This is a genomic window from uncultured Succinivibrio sp., assembly GCF_902756765.1.
In the GTDB taxonomy this organism is placed as follows: domain Bacteria; phylum Pseudomonadota; class Gammaproteobacteria; order Enterobacterales; family Succinivibrionaceae; genus Succinivibrio.
In genome coordinates, this window is the sequence record NZ_CACVSS010000004.1 from 16,845 (window position 1) to 33,699 (window position 16,855).

Below are 16,855 nucleotides of genomic sequence, written 5' to 3' on the forward strand. Positions count from 1 at the left end.
TTTAATCTCCATCCAATCCAATCTTAGGTTTTAAGCTTTCCCATTTTCTGCAGGAAGGACACTGCCAGAACATTATCTTTGACTCAAAGCCGCAGTTAGGACAAGAATACTTGTTGCTCAGAGCAATCTGTGCATCAAGAATACTCTTGATTTGCATTATTGATTCATTACTGGTTGCATCATTGCCGTGAGAACGAAGCTCAAGCAGTGCAGAAAAAAGTTTTAAATTTGATTTGTTTTTTATAAAGGACAAAAGCAGCGCTTCAGCATCATCCTTGCCTGACTGCTGTTCAACAGTCTTAACAAGTTCTACCATGGCCTCTGCAGAATTGGTTCTGTGAACCAGATCCTCGAGTGCAAAACGATAATTTGGATCTGCACTGTTAGGAAAACATTTTTTCAGTTTTTCAAGACAGATGACACCAGAATTAGGCTCAATAATGCTTACCTCTTTGATAAGCTGACTTGCCTTTAAAAGATTATTCTGAGATACAAGAATCTCTGCAAGCTCAAGTCTTGCTCTGATGCTTTTTTTACAGCAGTCAATAGCTTTACGGTAATTAGCAGCGGCCTGCTCTTTATCTCCATTCAGATACAGCTGTTTTGCAATCTCACAGTAATACTGACTGACCTGCATTGACTGTCTGCCCTCAAGAGTATCGCTGTAACGGTTTGCAATCTCAATTGCCTTAACATAATCCTGCTCTTTTTCATATACACTTAAAAGCAGAACGGCTGATTCATTCTGCAGTCTTGGGATATCAACAGTTTTAACTAGGATATCCTCTGCCCTGTCCAGAAGGCCTGCACTGATAAAATCACGGCTTAATTCAAGTAGCGAAATCTCTTTCTCGCTGTCATCAATATTTTCATCTGAAGACATTTTCTCGTGCAGTGCGATTGCCTTGTCAACCTCACCTCGCTGACGGAAAAGATTACCTAGGGCAAGAGATGATTCAAAGGAAGGATCTTTACTGTTCAGGAAGGCAATAAACTTATCAACAGCCTTTTCCTGTTTATTATTTAGAAGATAATCAAATCCTTTTAGATAATTGGAATTCTGTTTGTTTTTTAAATTCTGCTGTTTCTGCCTGGAGGAGTTATAGCCCATGTAATAGCCATAAACAGCAGCAATAGGAAGGAGTAAAAATAGAAGTTCAAACATTTATTCTTTTGCTGTTTTTGAATCATTCTGTTTGTCGACTTCTTTTTTCAGCTTGTTCAGAGCTGATTTTGCTGATTTCTCTTTAAACCAGAGTTTTAAACATAGAAGCAGACTTGCATAGATTCCCAAAATAAAACCAAAAATCACACCTATCACTAATACAGATGCAACAGGAATTTCTTTTTGAACAAACAGAAAATCGAACATGACCTTAGCATCATTGGCACTGCCGATTGCAAGACCCACAACCGCCAGAAATACAAAGACAATAAAATAAAACCAGAACTTAATCATGCCGATCCTCATAATTTCTAATGAATATAATAACATAAAGCGCAACAAAGCAAATGTTTTTCATTTACCTGATGCGCTCCTGCCCTAGATGCTTCTCTAGGCTTAAGTATGATTATGAATGAAGTGTTATTTAAGAATATTTACACGTTCTCTAAGCTCGACACCAGGTTTGAAATGAACTACCCTGCGACGACTCAGATTAACCTGTTCACCGGTCTTTGGATTGTGTGCTACACGAGGCTCATGAATTCGAACTTCAAAACTTCCAAAGCCACGGATCTCGATACGATCACCGGCTGAAAGAGTTTCAATCATGATTTCAAAAATCTCGCGAACAGAATTATCTACTGTAATAGGATTCTGATAAGGAAATTTCTTAGCTAAAGCCTCAATTAGTTCGGCACGTGTCATAATATTCTCCTAACCCGCACAATCATTCTTTACTCTTTAATAATAGCAAGTATTATTTTTTTCTCTATGATTTAAAAGAATAATTTAAAAAAAAGAGAAAATTTTTAGCTGTTTTTTGACGTATAGCTAATTTTAAGTTAAGGAAAAATAAAACATAATTAATTTAATGTTTATTTTTTAATAAGTTAATTATAGTTTATTATTCGTATATTTTCTAAACTTTTATTAAAATCATATAGTTAATATATTTATCACCTTTTCCTTAAAAAAAGTCTTATTACTCGTTACAATTCGCTTTTCTCTAAGACTTTTTTTCTTTTTTTTACGGACTGTTCATTTCTGCTATAGCTATTTTTTATAACCAAGAATAGAAAAATAGTATTTGAAATAAATTAAGTTTTGTAAAAGAATATATACATAATCTGATGACGAAGAAATCGTTGTCATTCTGATAAATAAATCAAAAATAGAAAATTTTTGAAGGTAAGAATTATGTTTCAGAATAGAAATAACTCCTCTTTATTTATTACAAAATTCATTCTCTCTGGCGTATACCTGAATATGCCCATGTCTTTACGCAGTTTTCTCTGTTAATGAAAACCTGTTACTAAAACAGCCAAGGTGAATTTTTAAATAACCTCATCAGTCCGATGCTGGTTTTATGTATTCATCATGTAGGCTTCTCTAACCAAATAAGATAAATAAAAACAGACAGATCTCTTATATCGCTGTTTCTGAATTTCTTTATCTGACCTCTGTTTTATGTATTAAAGATTCATCGCGGGAGATATTAAAATGAATCTTGATATAAAAGAATATGTAGAAAAAGAATTTTATTATCTGCACTCACACCCAGAACTGTCATACCAAGAGTATGAAACCACAAAGCGATTAAAAACTGACCTTCAGGACAGTGGTATTGAAATACTACCTTATCATCTGGATACAGGAGTGGTTGCGAGCATAGGTTCTGGCGAGAGAACCGTTGCCCTTCGTGCCGATATAGATGCGCTTCCGATTCAGGAAGAGGCTGATGTAGCCTATAAATCATTATCTGATGGAGTTATGCATGCCTGCGGCCATGACAGTCATACCGCAATTATTCTCGGGGCGGCACTGCTTTTAAAGCAGCATGAGCAAGAGCTTAATGGCAAGGTCCGAGTCATTTTTCAGCCGGCAGAAGAAGCTCCAGGAGGAGCAGGCAAAATAATTGAAGCCGGTGCTCTTGATAATGTTTCCGCTATTTTCGGTATTCACAGTGCTCCTTTTTTTGACGTAGGAACCGTAGGTATTTTAGCTGGACCAACACATGCTGCAGTCGAAAAGTTTGAACTGATTTTTGAAGGTAACGGCACTCATGCGGCTCACCCGAATCTGGGAAAGGATACAGTTCTTATCGCCTCTCATTTTATAACAGCAATCCAGAGTATCGTCTCACGAGAAATTGATCCGGTTGATTCCGCTGTGGTTTCTGTTACCCATATTCAGGCTGGTAATACCTGGAATGTAATTCCCCAGAGTGCTTATCTGGAAGGAACAATTCGCACCTATACAAAAGAAGCACGAGCTCTTGCAAAAAAACGTTTTGAAGATATTGCAAAGGGAATTGCCTCAACTTTTGGAATCAGCGCCTCTCTGAAATGGACTGTCGAAATTCCTGCAACCTTTAATGACTATAAGCTTGAGCAGCTTGCAAGAACTACAGCTTTAGAAGAAGGTTTTATTGTTGAAGATGCTCCCCGTTCTCTTGGCGGAGAGGATTTCAGTCTATATCAGGAAAAAATCCCTGGTTTCTTTATCCTGGTTGGAACCGGTAAATCCTATCCTAATCACAATCCAAAATTCCGTGTTGCTCCTGAGGCACTTTATCCTGCTTCAAAATATGTTGCAAAACTGGTCAGAAAGTATTTGGAGTCATAGTAATGGAAAGCTCATATTCACCGATTATCAGTTTTAAAAACATCTCAAAAGAGTATTCAAGAAACAAAGTAATTACCAAGGCTCTGGATAATATTTCACTGGATATTGAAAAAGGAGATATCTATGGCCTGATAGGTTCATCAGGAGCTGGTAAGTCCACTCTTCTAAGAATGATTAATGCTCTAGAAGTTCCTACCTCTGGTAAGGTTTTTGTAAAGGGAATAGATATTAACGAAATATCTGCCAAGCAGCTTTCTATGCTGCGCAAAGATATCGGTATTATCTTTCAGGATTTTAATCTGCTAGAGTCCAAAAATGTATTTGATAACGTTGCAATTCCGCTGATCCTCAAACACACTCCTAAAAATGAAATTTCTACCAGAGTAGCAGAACTACTGAAATTCGTCGGACTTGAGGATAAGGCTTTGTCTCTGCCCAAAGAACTCTCAGGCGGACAGAAACAGCGTGTAGGTATAGCAAGAGCTCTGGCTACAAATCCTTCAGTGCTTTTATGTGACGAAGCAACTTCTGCTCTGGATCCGAATACAACAGAGTCAATTCTTGAGCTTTTACAGAGAGTAAATCAGGAGCTGAAGGTTACTATCATCTTTGTAACTCATACTATTCGTGTGATCCAGAAGATCTGTAACAAGGTGGCGATTCTCGATGGCGGAAAACTAATTGAACATGGCCGAGTTATTGACGTCTTCTCCAATCCCAAAAGTGAGATTGCCAGAACCTTTGTTGAGTCTGTTATTCCAAGCAGAATTCCTCAGGGAATTATCGATGAACTCAATAATTATCATGATTATTACAAACTTATCAGAATCTATTTCTATGCAGAGAATGCAACGGATGATGTTATCTGGCAGATCAATAACCGACTGAATGTGCATACCAATGTGATGTTTGCCTCCGTAACTGAAATCCAGGGGCTCGTTCTCTCTATTATTACACTGCAGATAACCGGTAATGAGGAGGATTATCTAAAAGCAGCCTCCTATATCCGCTCTAAAAACATAAGCTATGAGGAGATTCAATTATGAACGAATTACTTGTGAAAACATTTTCCATAACCTCAGATCAGCTTATTCTCTGTGCCAATCAGACCCTGTATATGGTCTTTGTTTCTCTGTTTTTAGGCTCGGTTATAGGCTTCATTCTTGCCTTTATCCTGGTACTTACCAAAAAGAACGGCCTTAAGGAGAATAAAGTTGTATTTACTGTTACCAGTACAGTCATCAACTGCCTGCGCTCAATTCCATTTGTAATTCTTCTTGTTTTCATTCTGCCTGTAACAAAAGCCATTGTAGGAACCAGAATCGGTACCACTGCAGCGCTGGTTCCACTGATTACCTTTATCAGTCCATATTTGGCACGACTGTTTGAAAACTCTCTATTAGAGGTTAAGGCTGGAATTATAGATGCGGCCAAAGCCATGGGAGCTAATACTCTGCAGATTATTTTCTATTTCTGGCTACCAGAGGCAAAAGGATCTCTGATTCTGTCAATCACCATTGGTGCTATATCTCTTCTTGGTGCAACAGCTATGGCCGGTGTAATCGGTGCAGGCGGTATAGGTGATCTTGCCCTCACCTACGGCTATGAACGAATGAATTCCCCCCTGATGCTTTTTACTGTGATTGTTCTGATTATTTTTGTTCAGGCAATTCAGTCGATCGGAAACTATTTTGCTAAGAAATCTAAACGTATATAAAACATATAATGGAGTTAATTATGAAAAAGTTAGTAATCGCAACCCTGCTGTCATCAGCACTCTTATCGTCAGCTTTTGCTTTTGATGAGTCTCATTCAACTCTGACCTTCAGCAAGTCTCAGGGACCTTATTCAGAACTTTTCATTTCAGGAGTTCAGCCTATCCTTGAGAAACAGGGCTATACCGTTAAAGGTGTAGATCTCTCAGATCTGCTGCAGGCTGATTTAGCTCTGAATGAAGGTGAGGTTGATTTCAACGTTGAACAGCACACTGCATACCTTGAGAATTTCAATAAAACCCAGGATGGTCATCTTGTACCTCTGACTCCTATTCCTACTGTTCCTGCCGGTATTTACCCTGGTGCAAAAAAGGATTTAACCGAGATAAAGGACGGTGACACTATTGCTGTTCCTAATGATGCGTCAAATACCGCAAGAGCATATAACATTCTGCAGAAAATTGGCTGGATTAAGCTTGACCCAAAAGTTGAACCTTCAAAGGTTACCAAACTTGATATTGTAGATAATCCTTTCAATCTTGAATTTGTGGAGATGAAATCTCTTAATATTCCTGCAGTGGCTACAGACTTTGCCTATGTTGTGATCACAGGCTCAGTTGTCTATAACGCTAAGGTTCCACCTGAGTCAGTGCTTGCTCAGGAAGATATCGCTCCTCACCTGCTGCTGCAGCTGGTTGTTCAGGAAAAGAATAAGGATTCTGTCTGGGCTAAGGATATCAAGGATGCCTATCAGTCAGAGGAATTTGCTAAATACATTAAGGAAAACAATACCGGTTTATGGTACGTTCCTGAGTACAAGTAATATTAAAAAACAGCAGTATCTTTTTGAGGATACTGCTGTAAATCCTGATAACTGCACTGTTTGTCAGTGATAACAGATTCTAGAATACGGCTATTGTGTAATCAGCCTCAAAAGTCTGACCTGCTGAAAGCTTCTGTTCCTTGTATTTCTGCTCCAGACTACCCTCAAAGCCCTTGTCATCTGCTCTTCCAATCCATGGCTCAAGACATACGAAAGGTGCATTTTTCTTTGTGGCAGACCAGATTCCAAATGAAGGGAAGCCTTTTGCCTCAAGAGTGATATAAGGTTTCTTATCACTGTAGCATAGTGATACCTTTTCAACTTCGTATTCATCAAAGATCAGGGCGTCATTATCAAACATGCTCTCTTTAATCTTATAGTAGCCTTTGTCTGTATCAAGAGAAAACGCTTTGCTGTTATCAACAGTACCTTCTTCAGGATCAAGTAGTTTGTATGAAACAGAATTCTTTCCTTCAAAGAAAAGATAATAATCTTCTTTTGAATCAGCTGTACCTAAGGCAGGTACATTAAAGGCAGGATGTCCTCCAATTGAGAAATACATGTTATCAGAACCTGTATTAACAACTTTCCACCCTACACGAACTTTATTGCCTTCAAGTGTATGTCTGATAATAAGTTCAAAATCAAAAGGATAGACCTTTAGAGTATCTGGAGTTGATTTTAATGAGAATACAATCTCCTTATCAGTTTTTGAAACCAGAGTGAAATCCAGATCACGGGCAAAACCGTGCTGGCCTAAACTGTACTCCTTTCCCTGATAGGTATAGGCATTGTTTCTTACTTTGCCTACGATTGGAAATAATACCGGAGCATGACGTCCCCAGTAGGTCTTGTCCGCGTTCCATAAGACTTCACGACTGTTTTTCTTGTCATAAACAGATGAAAGCTGAGCTCCGGATTTATCAACGCCAATTTTTAAAAATTCATTCTCTATATATTCCATACGATAGTCCTTATTGTTCTGATATGGATTATTTTGCATCATTTAAGAGAAAAAAAGAATCAGATCCAAAAAGAATCTCTATATAGTGCTCTGATCATTTCCTAGAAAAAAACAAAACCCGCTACCGGAATAACCGATAACGGGTCATATAAATAAGAGCACCGAATCACTCAGTGCTCAAATCTATAATTACTGCTTGTTAGCTGCAGCGAAAGCAGCTGCCATAGCGGTAGTTGTAGGCTCAGCAGCCTGCTGATTTACAGACTCTAAAGCTTCCTTCTCCTCAGCCTCGTCCTTAGCACGAACTGATAGAGAAATCTGACGGGTCTTGCGATCAACGTTTACGAACTTAGCCTCGATTACATCGCCTTCCTTAGCAACAGTGGTAGCGTCCTCAACACGGTCACGTGATAGGTCAGCTGCCTTGATGTAGCCGGTGATGCCATCAGCTAACTCTAGGGTAACACCACGTGCATCAACAGCAACAACCTTGCCTGATACAATAGCACCCTTACGGTGAGCTGAAACGTAATCTGCAAATGGATCCTCAGAGATCTGCTTTAGACCTAGAGAAATACGCTCTCTCTCTGGATCAACCTGTAGAACGATAGCGGTGATTTCGTCACCCTTCTTGAAGTTGCGAACAGCTTCTTCACCTGACTGCTGCCATGAGATGTCAGATAGGTGAACTAGACCATCAATACCACCGTCTAAGCCGATGAAGATACCGAAGTCAGTGATTGACTTGATCTTACCGGTTACCTTCTCACCCTTTGAGTGAGACTCAGCAAACTCTACCCATGGGTTTGGCTTGCACTGCTTTAAGCCTAATGAAATGCGACGACGCTCTTCATCCAGCTCAAGAACCTTAACCTGAACCTTATCACCTACTGATACAATCTTAGATGGGTGAGTATTCTTGTTGGTCCAATCCATTTCTGAAACGTGTACTAAGCCTTCAACGCCATCAGCGATCTCAACGAAGCAGCCGTAATCAGTTAGGTTGGTTACCTTGCCTTCAATAATTGAGTCAACTGGGAAGCGAGCTGCGATGTTTGCCCATGGATCCTCACCAAGCTGCTTTAAGCCTAGAGAAACACGTGAACGATCGCGGTCGAACTTAAGTACCTTAACAGTTACTTCCTCACCAACCTGAACAATCTCTGAAGGGTGCTTTACACGCTTCCAAGCCATGTCAGTGATATGTAGTAAGCCGTCAACACCACCTAAGTCTACGAATGCACCGTAGTCGGTTAGATTCTTAACGATACCGGTTACAGTCTGACCCTCAGCTAGATTTGCAAGTACGCTCTCACGATCTGCTGAATTCTCAGTCTCGATAACAGCACGACGTGAAACAACAACGTTGTTGCGCTTCTGGTCTAACTTGATAACCTTGAACTGCTGCTCTTTGCCTTCGATGTGTGAAGTGTCACGTACTGGACGTACATCTACTAATGAGCCTGGTAAGAAAGCACGGATGCCACCTAACTGAACGGTGAAGCCACCCTTAACCTTACCATCGATAACACCGATAACAGTCTCGTTCTTGTTAAATGCGTCTTCAAGCTTGATCCAAGCTTCGTTACGCTTTGCCTTTTCGCGAGATACCTGAGTCTCACCGTCGCCTGATTCTACAGACTCTAAAGCTACGTCTACTTCGTCACCAACCTGAACTTCGATTTCACCCTGAGCATTGTAGAACTGCTCCTCAGGAATAGCAGACTCTGACTTTAGACCAGCGTCTACGATTACGAAGCCGTTGTTAATTGCTACTACAGTAGCCTTGATCATTGAACCAGGACGTGTTTCAACATTCTGTAATGACTCTTCGAAAAGTTGTGCAAATGATTCCATTAAGGTTTCCCAATAAAGCCCCGAAGCCTCATGCTTTAGGGGGTTGTAAAAAATATGCCGTCATCCATGACAGCACAACAAAAAAAAATCCGTTTTAAATGTCAAACTTTAGTGCAGTCTTTGACATAATGTACTCTGCTGCGGTTCTGAAAACTTCTTCAATATTCATATCTGAAGAATCAATCAGTAAAGCATCATCAGCAGGTTTGAGAGGTGCAACCGGACGGTTTCTGTCTCTGTCATCTCTCTCTTTAATCTCTGCAAGAACTGTATCAAAATCTGCGCTCTTGCCTTTTGCCTCGAGCTGAAGACATCTGCGTTTTGCTCTTACTTCAGCACTTGCGTCTAAGAAGATCTTTACCTGAGCCTTTGGGAATACAACTGTACCCATATCTCTGCCGTCTGCAACCAGACCAGGCTCTTTTAAGAACTGACGCTGACGATCAAGTAATGCCTGTCTGACAGAAGGATAGGCAGCAACCTTGCTTGCATTGTTTCCTGCTTCCTCGGTTCTGATAGCTAAAGAAACATCCTCACCACCCAGAAGTACGTGAACGCCGTCATCCATACATTCAAAGGACAGATTTAAAAGCTTAGCTTCCTGAACAACAGAGTCCTCATCAAACAGAGCTAGTCCTGCCTTACGAACGGCATAACCTAGTACTCTGTAGATCGCACCTGAATCAAGCAGATCAAAATCTAAAGCCTCAGCAAGACGGCGAGTTAATTCGCCTTTACCTGCGCCACCAGGGCCGTCAACAGTAATAACAATTGCATCTGACATCGAGATCATCCTTAAATCTAAGGTCTGTATTATACATTAAACTTCTACAAATACCACATAAAAAAGCTTTTTTTAGCATTTTTTACTAAAAAATTCAGCTTATTGGGGACATGTTGTTATTGCGGAGGCTAATGTAGCATTAAATTCTAATTATTGCTAGCCTTAACTTATGGATCTGCAAGTATTTTTGCTGTCTGTTTAATTGGTAAATCAGAATTCTGAATAAATACTATTGTGAATAGCGCAATTAAAAGAAAGTGATATTTAATGTTACCTTACAGTGGTGTCATAAGTATATAAAGATGATATACTTCACAGCATTATTAATCGTCATTATATAAATGAAGGCCTTTTTAGCCTTATAAAACCGTAAAGATTCAATAGGAATAACATTGACTACAAAACTTGTTCAGGGACCAGTAGGTAAACTTCCCTCAAAATTCGGTCAGTTTAATATTGTTGTTTTCAAAGAAGATGATTTTCTGGATCATGCTGTAATCTTCAAAGGTGATCTGAAAACCGGCGAACCGGTTCTTTGCAGAATCCATTCTGAATGTCTGACCGGAGATGCATTCGGTTCTTTAAGATGTGACTGTGGCTTTCAGCTTGAGGCAGCCCTTCGTGCTATAGAAAAAGAAGGACGTGGTGCCCTGCTCTATATGCGTCAGGAAGGTAGAGGAATTGGTCTTTTCAACAAGATCAGAGCCTATCAGCTTCAGGATCAGGGCGTTGATACAGTTGATGCCAATGTTCGACTAGGATTCCCTGCAGATGCCAGAAAATATGAAGCCTGTTCTCAGATTATGAAGAATATGGGATTTGACAAGGTTATTCTAATGACAAACAATCCTGCCAAGATTCATGATATTGAACAGCACGGTATTCAGGTTGTAGATAGAAAGCCAATAGAATACGGCAGAAATCAGTATAACGAATTCTATCTTGATACCAAGGAACAGAGAATGGGACATCTGCTCCATCATCAGGATTAACAGCAGACTGCTTTTAGAAAAAAAAATGAAAGCCCGTTAAAAAAAAGTTTAACGGGCTTTTTTAACAATTTTTGAGGAAACGCTAGGATAAAGAGTGTCTTAATTCCTGCTTGGCCTCATCCTCTGCTGATTCATTTCCTTCCTCTTTTTTCTCGGACATATTGGCAAAAATGGTAGCAATAATGGTTCCGGAAATATTGTGCCATACAGAGAAGATTGCTCCTGGAACAGCTGCAATCGGATCAACTGCACCTGTCATAGCCAGCTTGTTGGCAAGAGCTACAGATAAACCTGAGTTCTGCATACCGATTTCAATAGCCATGGTCTTTTTCTGTGGAAGCCCCATCTTAAAAAGTTTAGCCATTGAATATCCAAACATATAGCCAAGACAGTTATGTAAAACAACAACTGCAAAAATCAGAAGTCCGGTAGTAGCAAGTTTCTCTGCACTTGAGGCAACCACAGCGGCAACAATTGAAATAATTGCAAAGACACTTACCATTGGCAGACAGACAACCACCGAAGATACGGTCTTTCTGAACATAAAATTAAGAAATACACCTGCAACAATAGGCAGAATTACAATCTGAATAATTGAGATGAACATTGAATAAGGATCAATGTTTATCCACTGACTTGCAAAGAAATAGAACAGAGTTGGAGTTACCACAGGTGCCAGTAATGTGGTACATGCGGTAATGGTAACTGACAGCGGAACATCACCCTTTCCAATAAAGGACATCACATTTGATGCAGTTCCTCCTGGGCAGCATCCTACCAGCATCACACCAGAAGCAATTTCAGGTGGCAGGTTCAGAATCAGGACCAGAGCAAAAGCCAGAGTAGGCATAATGATAAACTGTCCTGCCATACCAACCAGAACCTGAACAGGACGCTTTAGAACCTCTGAGAAATCATGAGGAGATAAGGTAAGTCCCATGCCGAACATGACAACGCCCAACAGAATAGAGATATAGGCGGCTATAGGTTTGAAAAACTCCGGATTCAGATAAGCAATAACTGCAAAAAATATAACCCAGAAAGCAAAGGTTTTACTGAAGAAGGAACTAAGATGTCCCAGATATGAAATTAGTTTTGACATTTTTACGCCTTATGTAAATTTGTATAGTTTCATTTAAACGCTATTTTTAAATGTCTTCAACTGGAAAAAAAATTTGCATAAATTTTGTGCATAAAAGCTATTATTACCAAAAAAAAGGGAAACCTGAAGCAGATTCCCCTTTTGGCTATCATTGAGTAAAAATTATAGCATCATAGGAGCAAATACGAATCCAAGTGCAACGGTAATAGCAATTGCCAGAACACCAGGAATGAAGAATGGATGATTGAATACATACTTGCCGATCTGAGTTGAACCGGTATCATCCATCTGAACTGCACCTAACAGAGTTGGATAGGTTGGCAGCACGAACAGAGCTGATACAGCAGCGAAGCTGGCTACAAGAATATATGCATCACCATTATTTGCAGCTGTCATGCCTAATGCAGCGATAACTGTTGGGATCAGAGCCTTAGCGGTTGCTGCCTGTGAGTACAGAAGCATACTTGCAAGGAATAATGCTACAGCCAGCACAGGAGGATAGCTCTTTACGAAATCCACAGCAATGCTCTTAATTTCTGCAGTATGATTTGATACAAAGGTATCACCAAGCCAGGCAACACCAAGAACGCAGACACAGGCGGTCATACCACTCCTGAATGTTGAGGTTGAGCTTAATTTACCCACATCAACCTTACACAGAATTACAATGAAGGTTGCGATCATCATCATGAAGCTGATAATTGCATTATCACGGGTTAATGCCAGAACCTTGATTGGCTTGTTGACATATGCCCCCTTGTCCAGAGTTTCAATTACCTCAAGCTTCTGCTGATCACGCAGCTGGGCAAAGAGCTCTGGTTTATCTTTCTCATAGACAGTCTCATAGCCGGTGATAACACTTGGTTTAATCAGACCAACGTTGTTACTGATAGCAGAGGCATAGAATACAACTGCAAGCACACCGATTAAGAAAATAAGAACAGAGCGCTTGGCATGTGGCTTTAACTCCATTTCCTCGTGCTTTACAGCCTTGGTAACTTCACCTGCCTCAAGACGTCTTATGTACTCAGGATCCTTACTTAGGTCCATCTTACAGAAGATATTCATGATGAATGCAGTTAGCATACAGCCAAGATATGTGGTTGGGATCCAGATTAACAGCAGTGTTGGGTAATCAATACCTAAACCGCCTAAAGCCAGATCACTTGCCATGAAGACAACAGCTGCAGAAACAGGAGATGCGGTAATAGCAATCTGAGATGCAACCACAGCAATTGACAGTGGAACACAAGGACGAATATTCTCACCCTTTGCTACTTCTGTAATAACTGGGATCATTGAGAATGCAGTATGACCGGTTCCTGCAAACACAGTCAGTAGCCAGGTTACGGTTGGAGCCAGGAAATTGATGTGTTTTGGATGGCGACGTAAAACGTTTGATGCCAGTTTAACAAGATAGTCAAGACCACCAGCTTCCTGCATTGCAGTAATAGCTGCAATAACAGACATAATAATCAGAATAACATCCCATGGAATATTACCTGCCTTAAGTCCGAGAAGCGTCAGTGCCACAACGCCTAAACCACCGGCATAACCGATGGCTATGCCACCTAGGCGCACACCTAGATAGATGGCGCCTAAAAGTACAATAATCTCTGCAAATATCATAGTATCAATCTCTTAAGAAATTAAACCTAAAAGCTAGGTACTAGCCTTCTCTTTTCTGAGTCATATGTGGATTGAGCATGTTCTTAGGCTCTAAGAGCTTGTCAATCTGGTCTTTTGACATATAGCCTCTTTCAAGACAGATGTCACCAACAGCTTTTCCGGTTTGCAGAGCCTCCTTTGCGATAGAAGCTGACTTTTCATAACCTAGGTAAGGATTGAATGCGGTAACAATACCAACAGAGTTCAGAACTGACTTCAGGCAGTCCTCAGTACGAGGCTTGAGTCCGGCAACTGCATACTTGTTGATGGTAATTACAGCATTGGTAATCAGATTTAATGAATTGAACAGAGCATATGCAATACCTGGTTCAACAGCATTAAGTTCAAATTCACCTCTCTCGGCACATAGAGTAATGGTCAGATCGTTACCCATTACCTGATAGCAGGCTTCTAAAGTTACCTCAGGAATTACAGGATTAACCTTGCCTGGCATGATGGAACTACCTGGCTGCATCTTAGGAAGATCAATCTCACCTAAACCACAGCGTGGACCTGAATTCATAAGTCTGAGGTCATTTGCAATCTTGCACAGATGAACTGCCAGAGTTCTCAGAGTTGCACTTACAGTTACATAGTCTGCTGTATCCTGGGTTGCAGCAATAAGATCTTTTGCATTAGAGAATTTAACACCGGTGATTTCGGAAAGATGTTTGATTACTGCCTTGCTGTAGTCTGGATGACAGTTGATACCGGTACCGATAGCAGTAGCACCAAGGTTCAGCACAGTCATTAGCTTGCAGGCTTTTTCAACATGATCGATATCTGAATCAATGAAGGATGCAAAGGCATTGAAGGTATTGCCTAAAGTGGTTGGTACAGCGTCTTCAAGTTCCGTACGGCCCATCTTGATAATATCTTTGAATTCCTTGGCTCTCTTCTTTAAAGCATCTTTCAGATCTTCAAGAGCTTTCTTAAGGTCGGTCAGGTAGTATACTGATGCTACCTTGATTGAGCTTGGATAGGTATCATTGGTACTCTGTCCAAGATTTGCGTGATCGTTTGGATGTAGGTACTGATATTCGCCTTTCTTGTGTTTCATGCCTTCAAGGGCAACGTTAACAAGAACCTCATTCATATTCATATTGGTTGAGGTACCAGCACCGCCCTGAATCATGTCAACTACAAACTGGTCTGCGAACTGGCCTTTAATAACCTTATCTGCAGCGCCGCATAGAGCTTTTGCCTTATCTTTATCCAGAACACCGACTTCTGCATTAGCCTTTGCTGCAGCCTTTTTTACCTGAGCAAAAGCCTTTACAAATAAAGGATAATCCTTAAAGCGATGACCTGTCATCTTGAAATTATTTAAAGCTCTGTATGTCTGAACACCATAATAGATATCATCAGGCAGTTCGAGTTCACCAATAAAATCATGTTCCTTTCTAGTCATTGTATCTTCCTTATTGTCTGTTTCTCATAAAAATAATCAGAACAACGTTCCGAAATTGAACAATTTTGCCCTAAAACTGAGCAAAACATTAAGACACTATAACTATAAGTTCTAAAACAGATTTTTTGAAAAAATTGATCTTAAAAATACCTGTTTGATCACACACGATTAAAAAAAAATAGAGCAATTATCACACAGATAACTGCTCTATACAAGAAAAACAAGAACAAAATTAGATACCTAAATAGGTAGTAAGAACATAAGGATTAGTTTAATTTCTTTACCAGATTATCTACAAAAGAGTCTGCTAAAGGAACATTTCTGTTGCTCTGACGAGATAGCTCAACAACACGTGAACATGCATCCATAGCACTGTCTGAAACTGACTCACATACACGCTTGTAGTATTTTTTAGCCTCATGTGCATCATAACTAATACTGTAACCTTTCATTTGTGATGAACCTGGCTTTGAGCCATATTCATAAAGACGGGCTGCTTTCATGCATGAATCATAGTTATTCAGCTTACAACCTAAGTCAAGATAGTATAAGACTTCATACAGGGTAACATTCTGAACACTTGGAGATATATTTACAGAATCATCCTGCATAGCAAAATAAGTTGAATATGTCAGATTACATGATTCTGAATCTTTATATTTTTCACACAAAGTTCGTAGATATGAAAAAGCTTTCTTGTAGTCTCGTTGTTCAAGAAGTCTGTCACGTTCTGAAATGCATTCTGCAAGATCCTCCTCAGAGTTTGCACTACTGCCAGAGCTGAAGTTGGCAGTTTCAGTCTTAACAACATTAGTGCCGTTGCAGATAGCAAACACAAGCGGAGTACTAACAAAAATAACACAAAAACAGAAAATTATAACTTTTACTAATTTCATATAGCGATCATAAGGTAAATAATATAGTGATCAAAATCACATCTTTTCGAAACATTATATATTAAAAAATTACCTTGTAAATGCTTTTTGTAAAATAAATTATCATGAGAACTCTGCATATATTGTTGAAGATCAAATTGCGATAACTAACATTGCAGTTTAATAAATCCTCTTATATTACAAGGTATTATTTACGCAATATATTATTAGCACACTTTACGCACATTTTTTAATATTCGCCAAAAAGATACAAATATTGTATATTATTTTTTACAACTGACTGATTTTGTTTAAAAAAATCGACAAGAATAAATTAGATGATTGTTCTGTTTTTAAATTTGATTTGTATTTTGCTAGAATGAACAGGATTTTTTAAGAAGAAGAGATAATCTTTGAAGTGGCGGATGGAGTGAGATTCGAACTCACGGAGGGCGTAAACCCTCGACGGTTTTCAAGACCGTTGCATTCAACCGCTCTGCCATCCATCCGCTGAAAACGAGGAACATTATATATGAGTTTTAACTTTAATGGAAGAGAAATTTTAACTGATTCTGAAGGTTATTTAAAAAACCGAGAAGACTGGTCTGAGGAGCTGATGAATTACATGGCTAATCAGGACAGTCTTAAGTTGACTCAGGAGCACATCTTAATAATTAAAGCAGTAAAAGACTACTATGAGGAATATGCCACTACCCCTGCCATAAGGATTCTGATTAAGTATCTAAAAACCTCAGGTCACGAGGATCTGGCATCTTCAATTAAACTGGCAGTCCTGTTTCCTGATGGAGCTGCTAAAAGTGCCGCCAAATACGCAGGTCTGCCAAAACCAGTTAAATGTATTTAATCAGATTAT

General features: G+C 39.6%; 16 protein-coding genes and 1 tRNA gene. 6 read left to right on the top strand and 11 right to left on the bottom strand.

Features of this window, described 5'->3' with window-relative positions:
* Position 1 precedes the first annotated feature (1 nt).
* The 3 genes from QZU45_RS01045 to QZU45_RS01055 all read right to left on the bottom strand — a co-directional run bounded on the left by QZU45_RS01045 (position 2) and on the right by QZU45_RS01055 (position 1,870).
* Complete coding sequence (locus tag QZU45_RS01045; RefSeq protein WP_295350531.1) at positions 2-1,165, bottom strand: hypothetical protein; 1,164 nt, start codon at positions 1,163-1,165, stop codon at positions 2-4.
* The gene (locus tag QZU45_RS01050; RefSeq protein ID WP_295350534.1) at positions 1,166-1,459 is read right to left on the bottom strand and encodes a LapA family protein; all 294 of its coding nucleotides are present in this window, start codon (positions 1,457-1,459) and stop codon (positions 1,166-1,168) included.
* Between the two features lie 126 nt (positions 1,460-1,585).
* A complete protein-coding gene (locus QZU45_RS01055; protein WP_031492121.1) occupies positions 1,586-1,870 on the bottom strand; it encodes an HU family DNA-binding protein in 285 nt (94 codons plus the stop codon).
* Between the two features lie 795 nt (positions 1,871-2,665).
* On the opposite strand from QZU45_RS01055, the gene QZU45_RS01060 reads away from it, so the two are divergent.
* From QZU45_RS01060 to QZU45_RS01075, 4 genes are read left to right on the top strand one after another with little or no spacing between them, the layout of a single operon-like run.
* Positions 2,666-3,790 (top strand): amidohydrolase, encoded by a 1,125-nt coding sequence (locus tag QZU45_RS01060; RefSeq protein ID WP_295350540.1) that lies wholly within the window; start codon positions 2,666-2,668, stop codon positions 3,788-3,790.
* Positions 3,791-3,792: 2 nt separating this feature from the next.
* Positions 3,793-4,836 (top strand): ATP-binding cassette domain-containing protein, encoded by a 1,044-nt coding sequence (locus tag QZU45_RS01065; RefSeq protein WP_295350543.1) that lies wholly within the window; start codon positions 3,793-3,795, stop codon positions 4,834-4,836.
* On the top strand, positions 4,833-5,507 hold the full coding sequence (locus tag QZU45_RS01070) for a methionine ABC transporter permease (RefSeq protein ID WP_295350547.1): 675 nt from the start codon (positions 4,833-4,835) through the stop codon (positions 5,505-5,507). Before QZU45_RS01065 ends, QZU45_RS01070 begins: the two co-directional genes overlap by 4 nt.
* Positions 5,508-5,527: 20 nt before the next feature.
* Positions 5,528-6,328, top strand: coding sequence for a MetQ/NlpA family ABC transporter substrate-binding protein (locus QZU45_RS01075; protein WP_295350550.1), 801 nt, complete (start codon positions 5,528-5,530; stop codon positions 6,326-6,328).
* 79 nt (positions 6,329-6,407) lie between these two features.
* Here the strand turns inward: QZU45_RS01075 and QZU45_RS01080 are convergent, their stop codons facing one another.
* The 3 genes from QZU45_RS01080 to cmk form a co-directional block, all read right to left on the bottom strand.
* The gene (locus QZU45_RS01080; RefSeq protein ID WP_295350553.1) at positions 6,408-7,292 is read right to left on the bottom strand and encodes an aldose 1-epimerase family protein; all 885 of its coding nucleotides are present in this window, start codon (positions 7,290-7,292) and stop codon (positions 6,408-6,410) included.
* 189 nt (positions 7,293-7,481) lie between these two features.
* On the bottom strand, positions 7,482-9,149 hold the full coding sequence (gene rpsA, locus QZU45_RS01085) for a 30S ribosomal protein S1 (protein ID WP_295350555.1): 1,668 nt from the start codon (positions 9,147-9,149) through the stop codon (positions 7,482-7,484).
* A gap of 94 nt (positions 9,150-9,243) precedes the next feature.
* On the bottom strand, positions 9,244-9,942 hold the full coding sequence (gene cmk, locus QZU45_RS01090) for a (d)CMP kinase (protein ID WP_295350557.1): 699 nt from the start codon (positions 9,940-9,942) through the stop codon (positions 9,244-9,246).
* A gap of 383 nt (positions 9,943-10,325) precedes the next feature.
* Between cmk and ribA the strand changes: the two genes are divergently transcribed.
* The gene (ribA, locus tag QZU45_RS01095) at positions 10,326-10,925 is read left to right on the top strand and encodes a GTP cyclohydrolase II (RefSeq protein WP_295350559.1); all 600 of its coding nucleotides are present in this window, start codon (positions 10,326-10,328) and stop codon (positions 10,923-10,925) included.
* 82 nt (positions 10,926-11,007) lie between these two features.
* Here the strand turns inward: ribA and QZU45_RS01100 are convergent, their stop codons facing one another.
* The 5 genes from QZU45_RS01100 to QZU45_RS01120 all read right to left on the bottom strand — a co-directional run bounded on the left by QZU45_RS01100 (position 11,008) and on the right by QZU45_RS01120 (position 16,490).
* Positions 11,008-12,027, bottom strand: a complete 1,020-nt coding sequence (locus QZU45_RS01100) for a bile acid:sodium symporter family protein (protein ID WP_295350562.1) — start codon at positions 12,025-12,027, stop codon at positions 11,008-11,010.
* A gap of 162 nt (positions 12,028-12,189) precedes the next feature.
* The gene (locus QZU45_RS01105; protein ID WP_295350564.1) at positions 12,190-13,656 is read right to left on the bottom strand and encodes an anaerobic C4-dicarboxylate transporter; all 1,467 of its coding nucleotides are present in this window, start codon (positions 13,654-13,656) and stop codon (positions 12,190-12,192) included.
* Positions 13,657-13,696: 40 nt separating this feature from the next.
* On the bottom strand, positions 13,697-15,106 hold the full coding sequence (locus QZU45_RS01110; protein ID WP_295000156.1) for an aspartate ammonia-lyase: 1,410 nt from the start codon (positions 15,104-15,106) through the stop codon (positions 13,697-13,699).
* A gap of 266 nt (positions 15,107-15,372) precedes the next feature.
* Positions 15,373-16,002 (bottom strand): hypothetical protein, encoded by a 630-nt coding sequence (locus QZU45_RS01115; protein ID WP_295350567.1) that lies wholly within the window; start codon positions 16,000-16,002, stop codon positions 15,373-15,375.
* A gap of 398 nt (positions 16,003-16,400) precedes the next feature.
* Positions 16,401-16,490 (bottom strand) — tRNA-Ser (locus QZU45_RS01120).
* A 23-nt stretch (positions 16,491-16,513) separates the two neighbouring features.
* Here QZU45_RS01120 and QZU45_RS01125 point away from each other — a divergent pair.
* Entirely contained in the window at positions 16,514-16,846 is a 333-nt protein-coding gene (locus QZU45_RS01125; protein ID WP_295350569.1) for a TusE/DsrC/DsvC family sulfur relay protein, read from the top strand.
* The last annotated feature ends 9 nt before the right edge of the window (positions 16,847-16,855 follow it).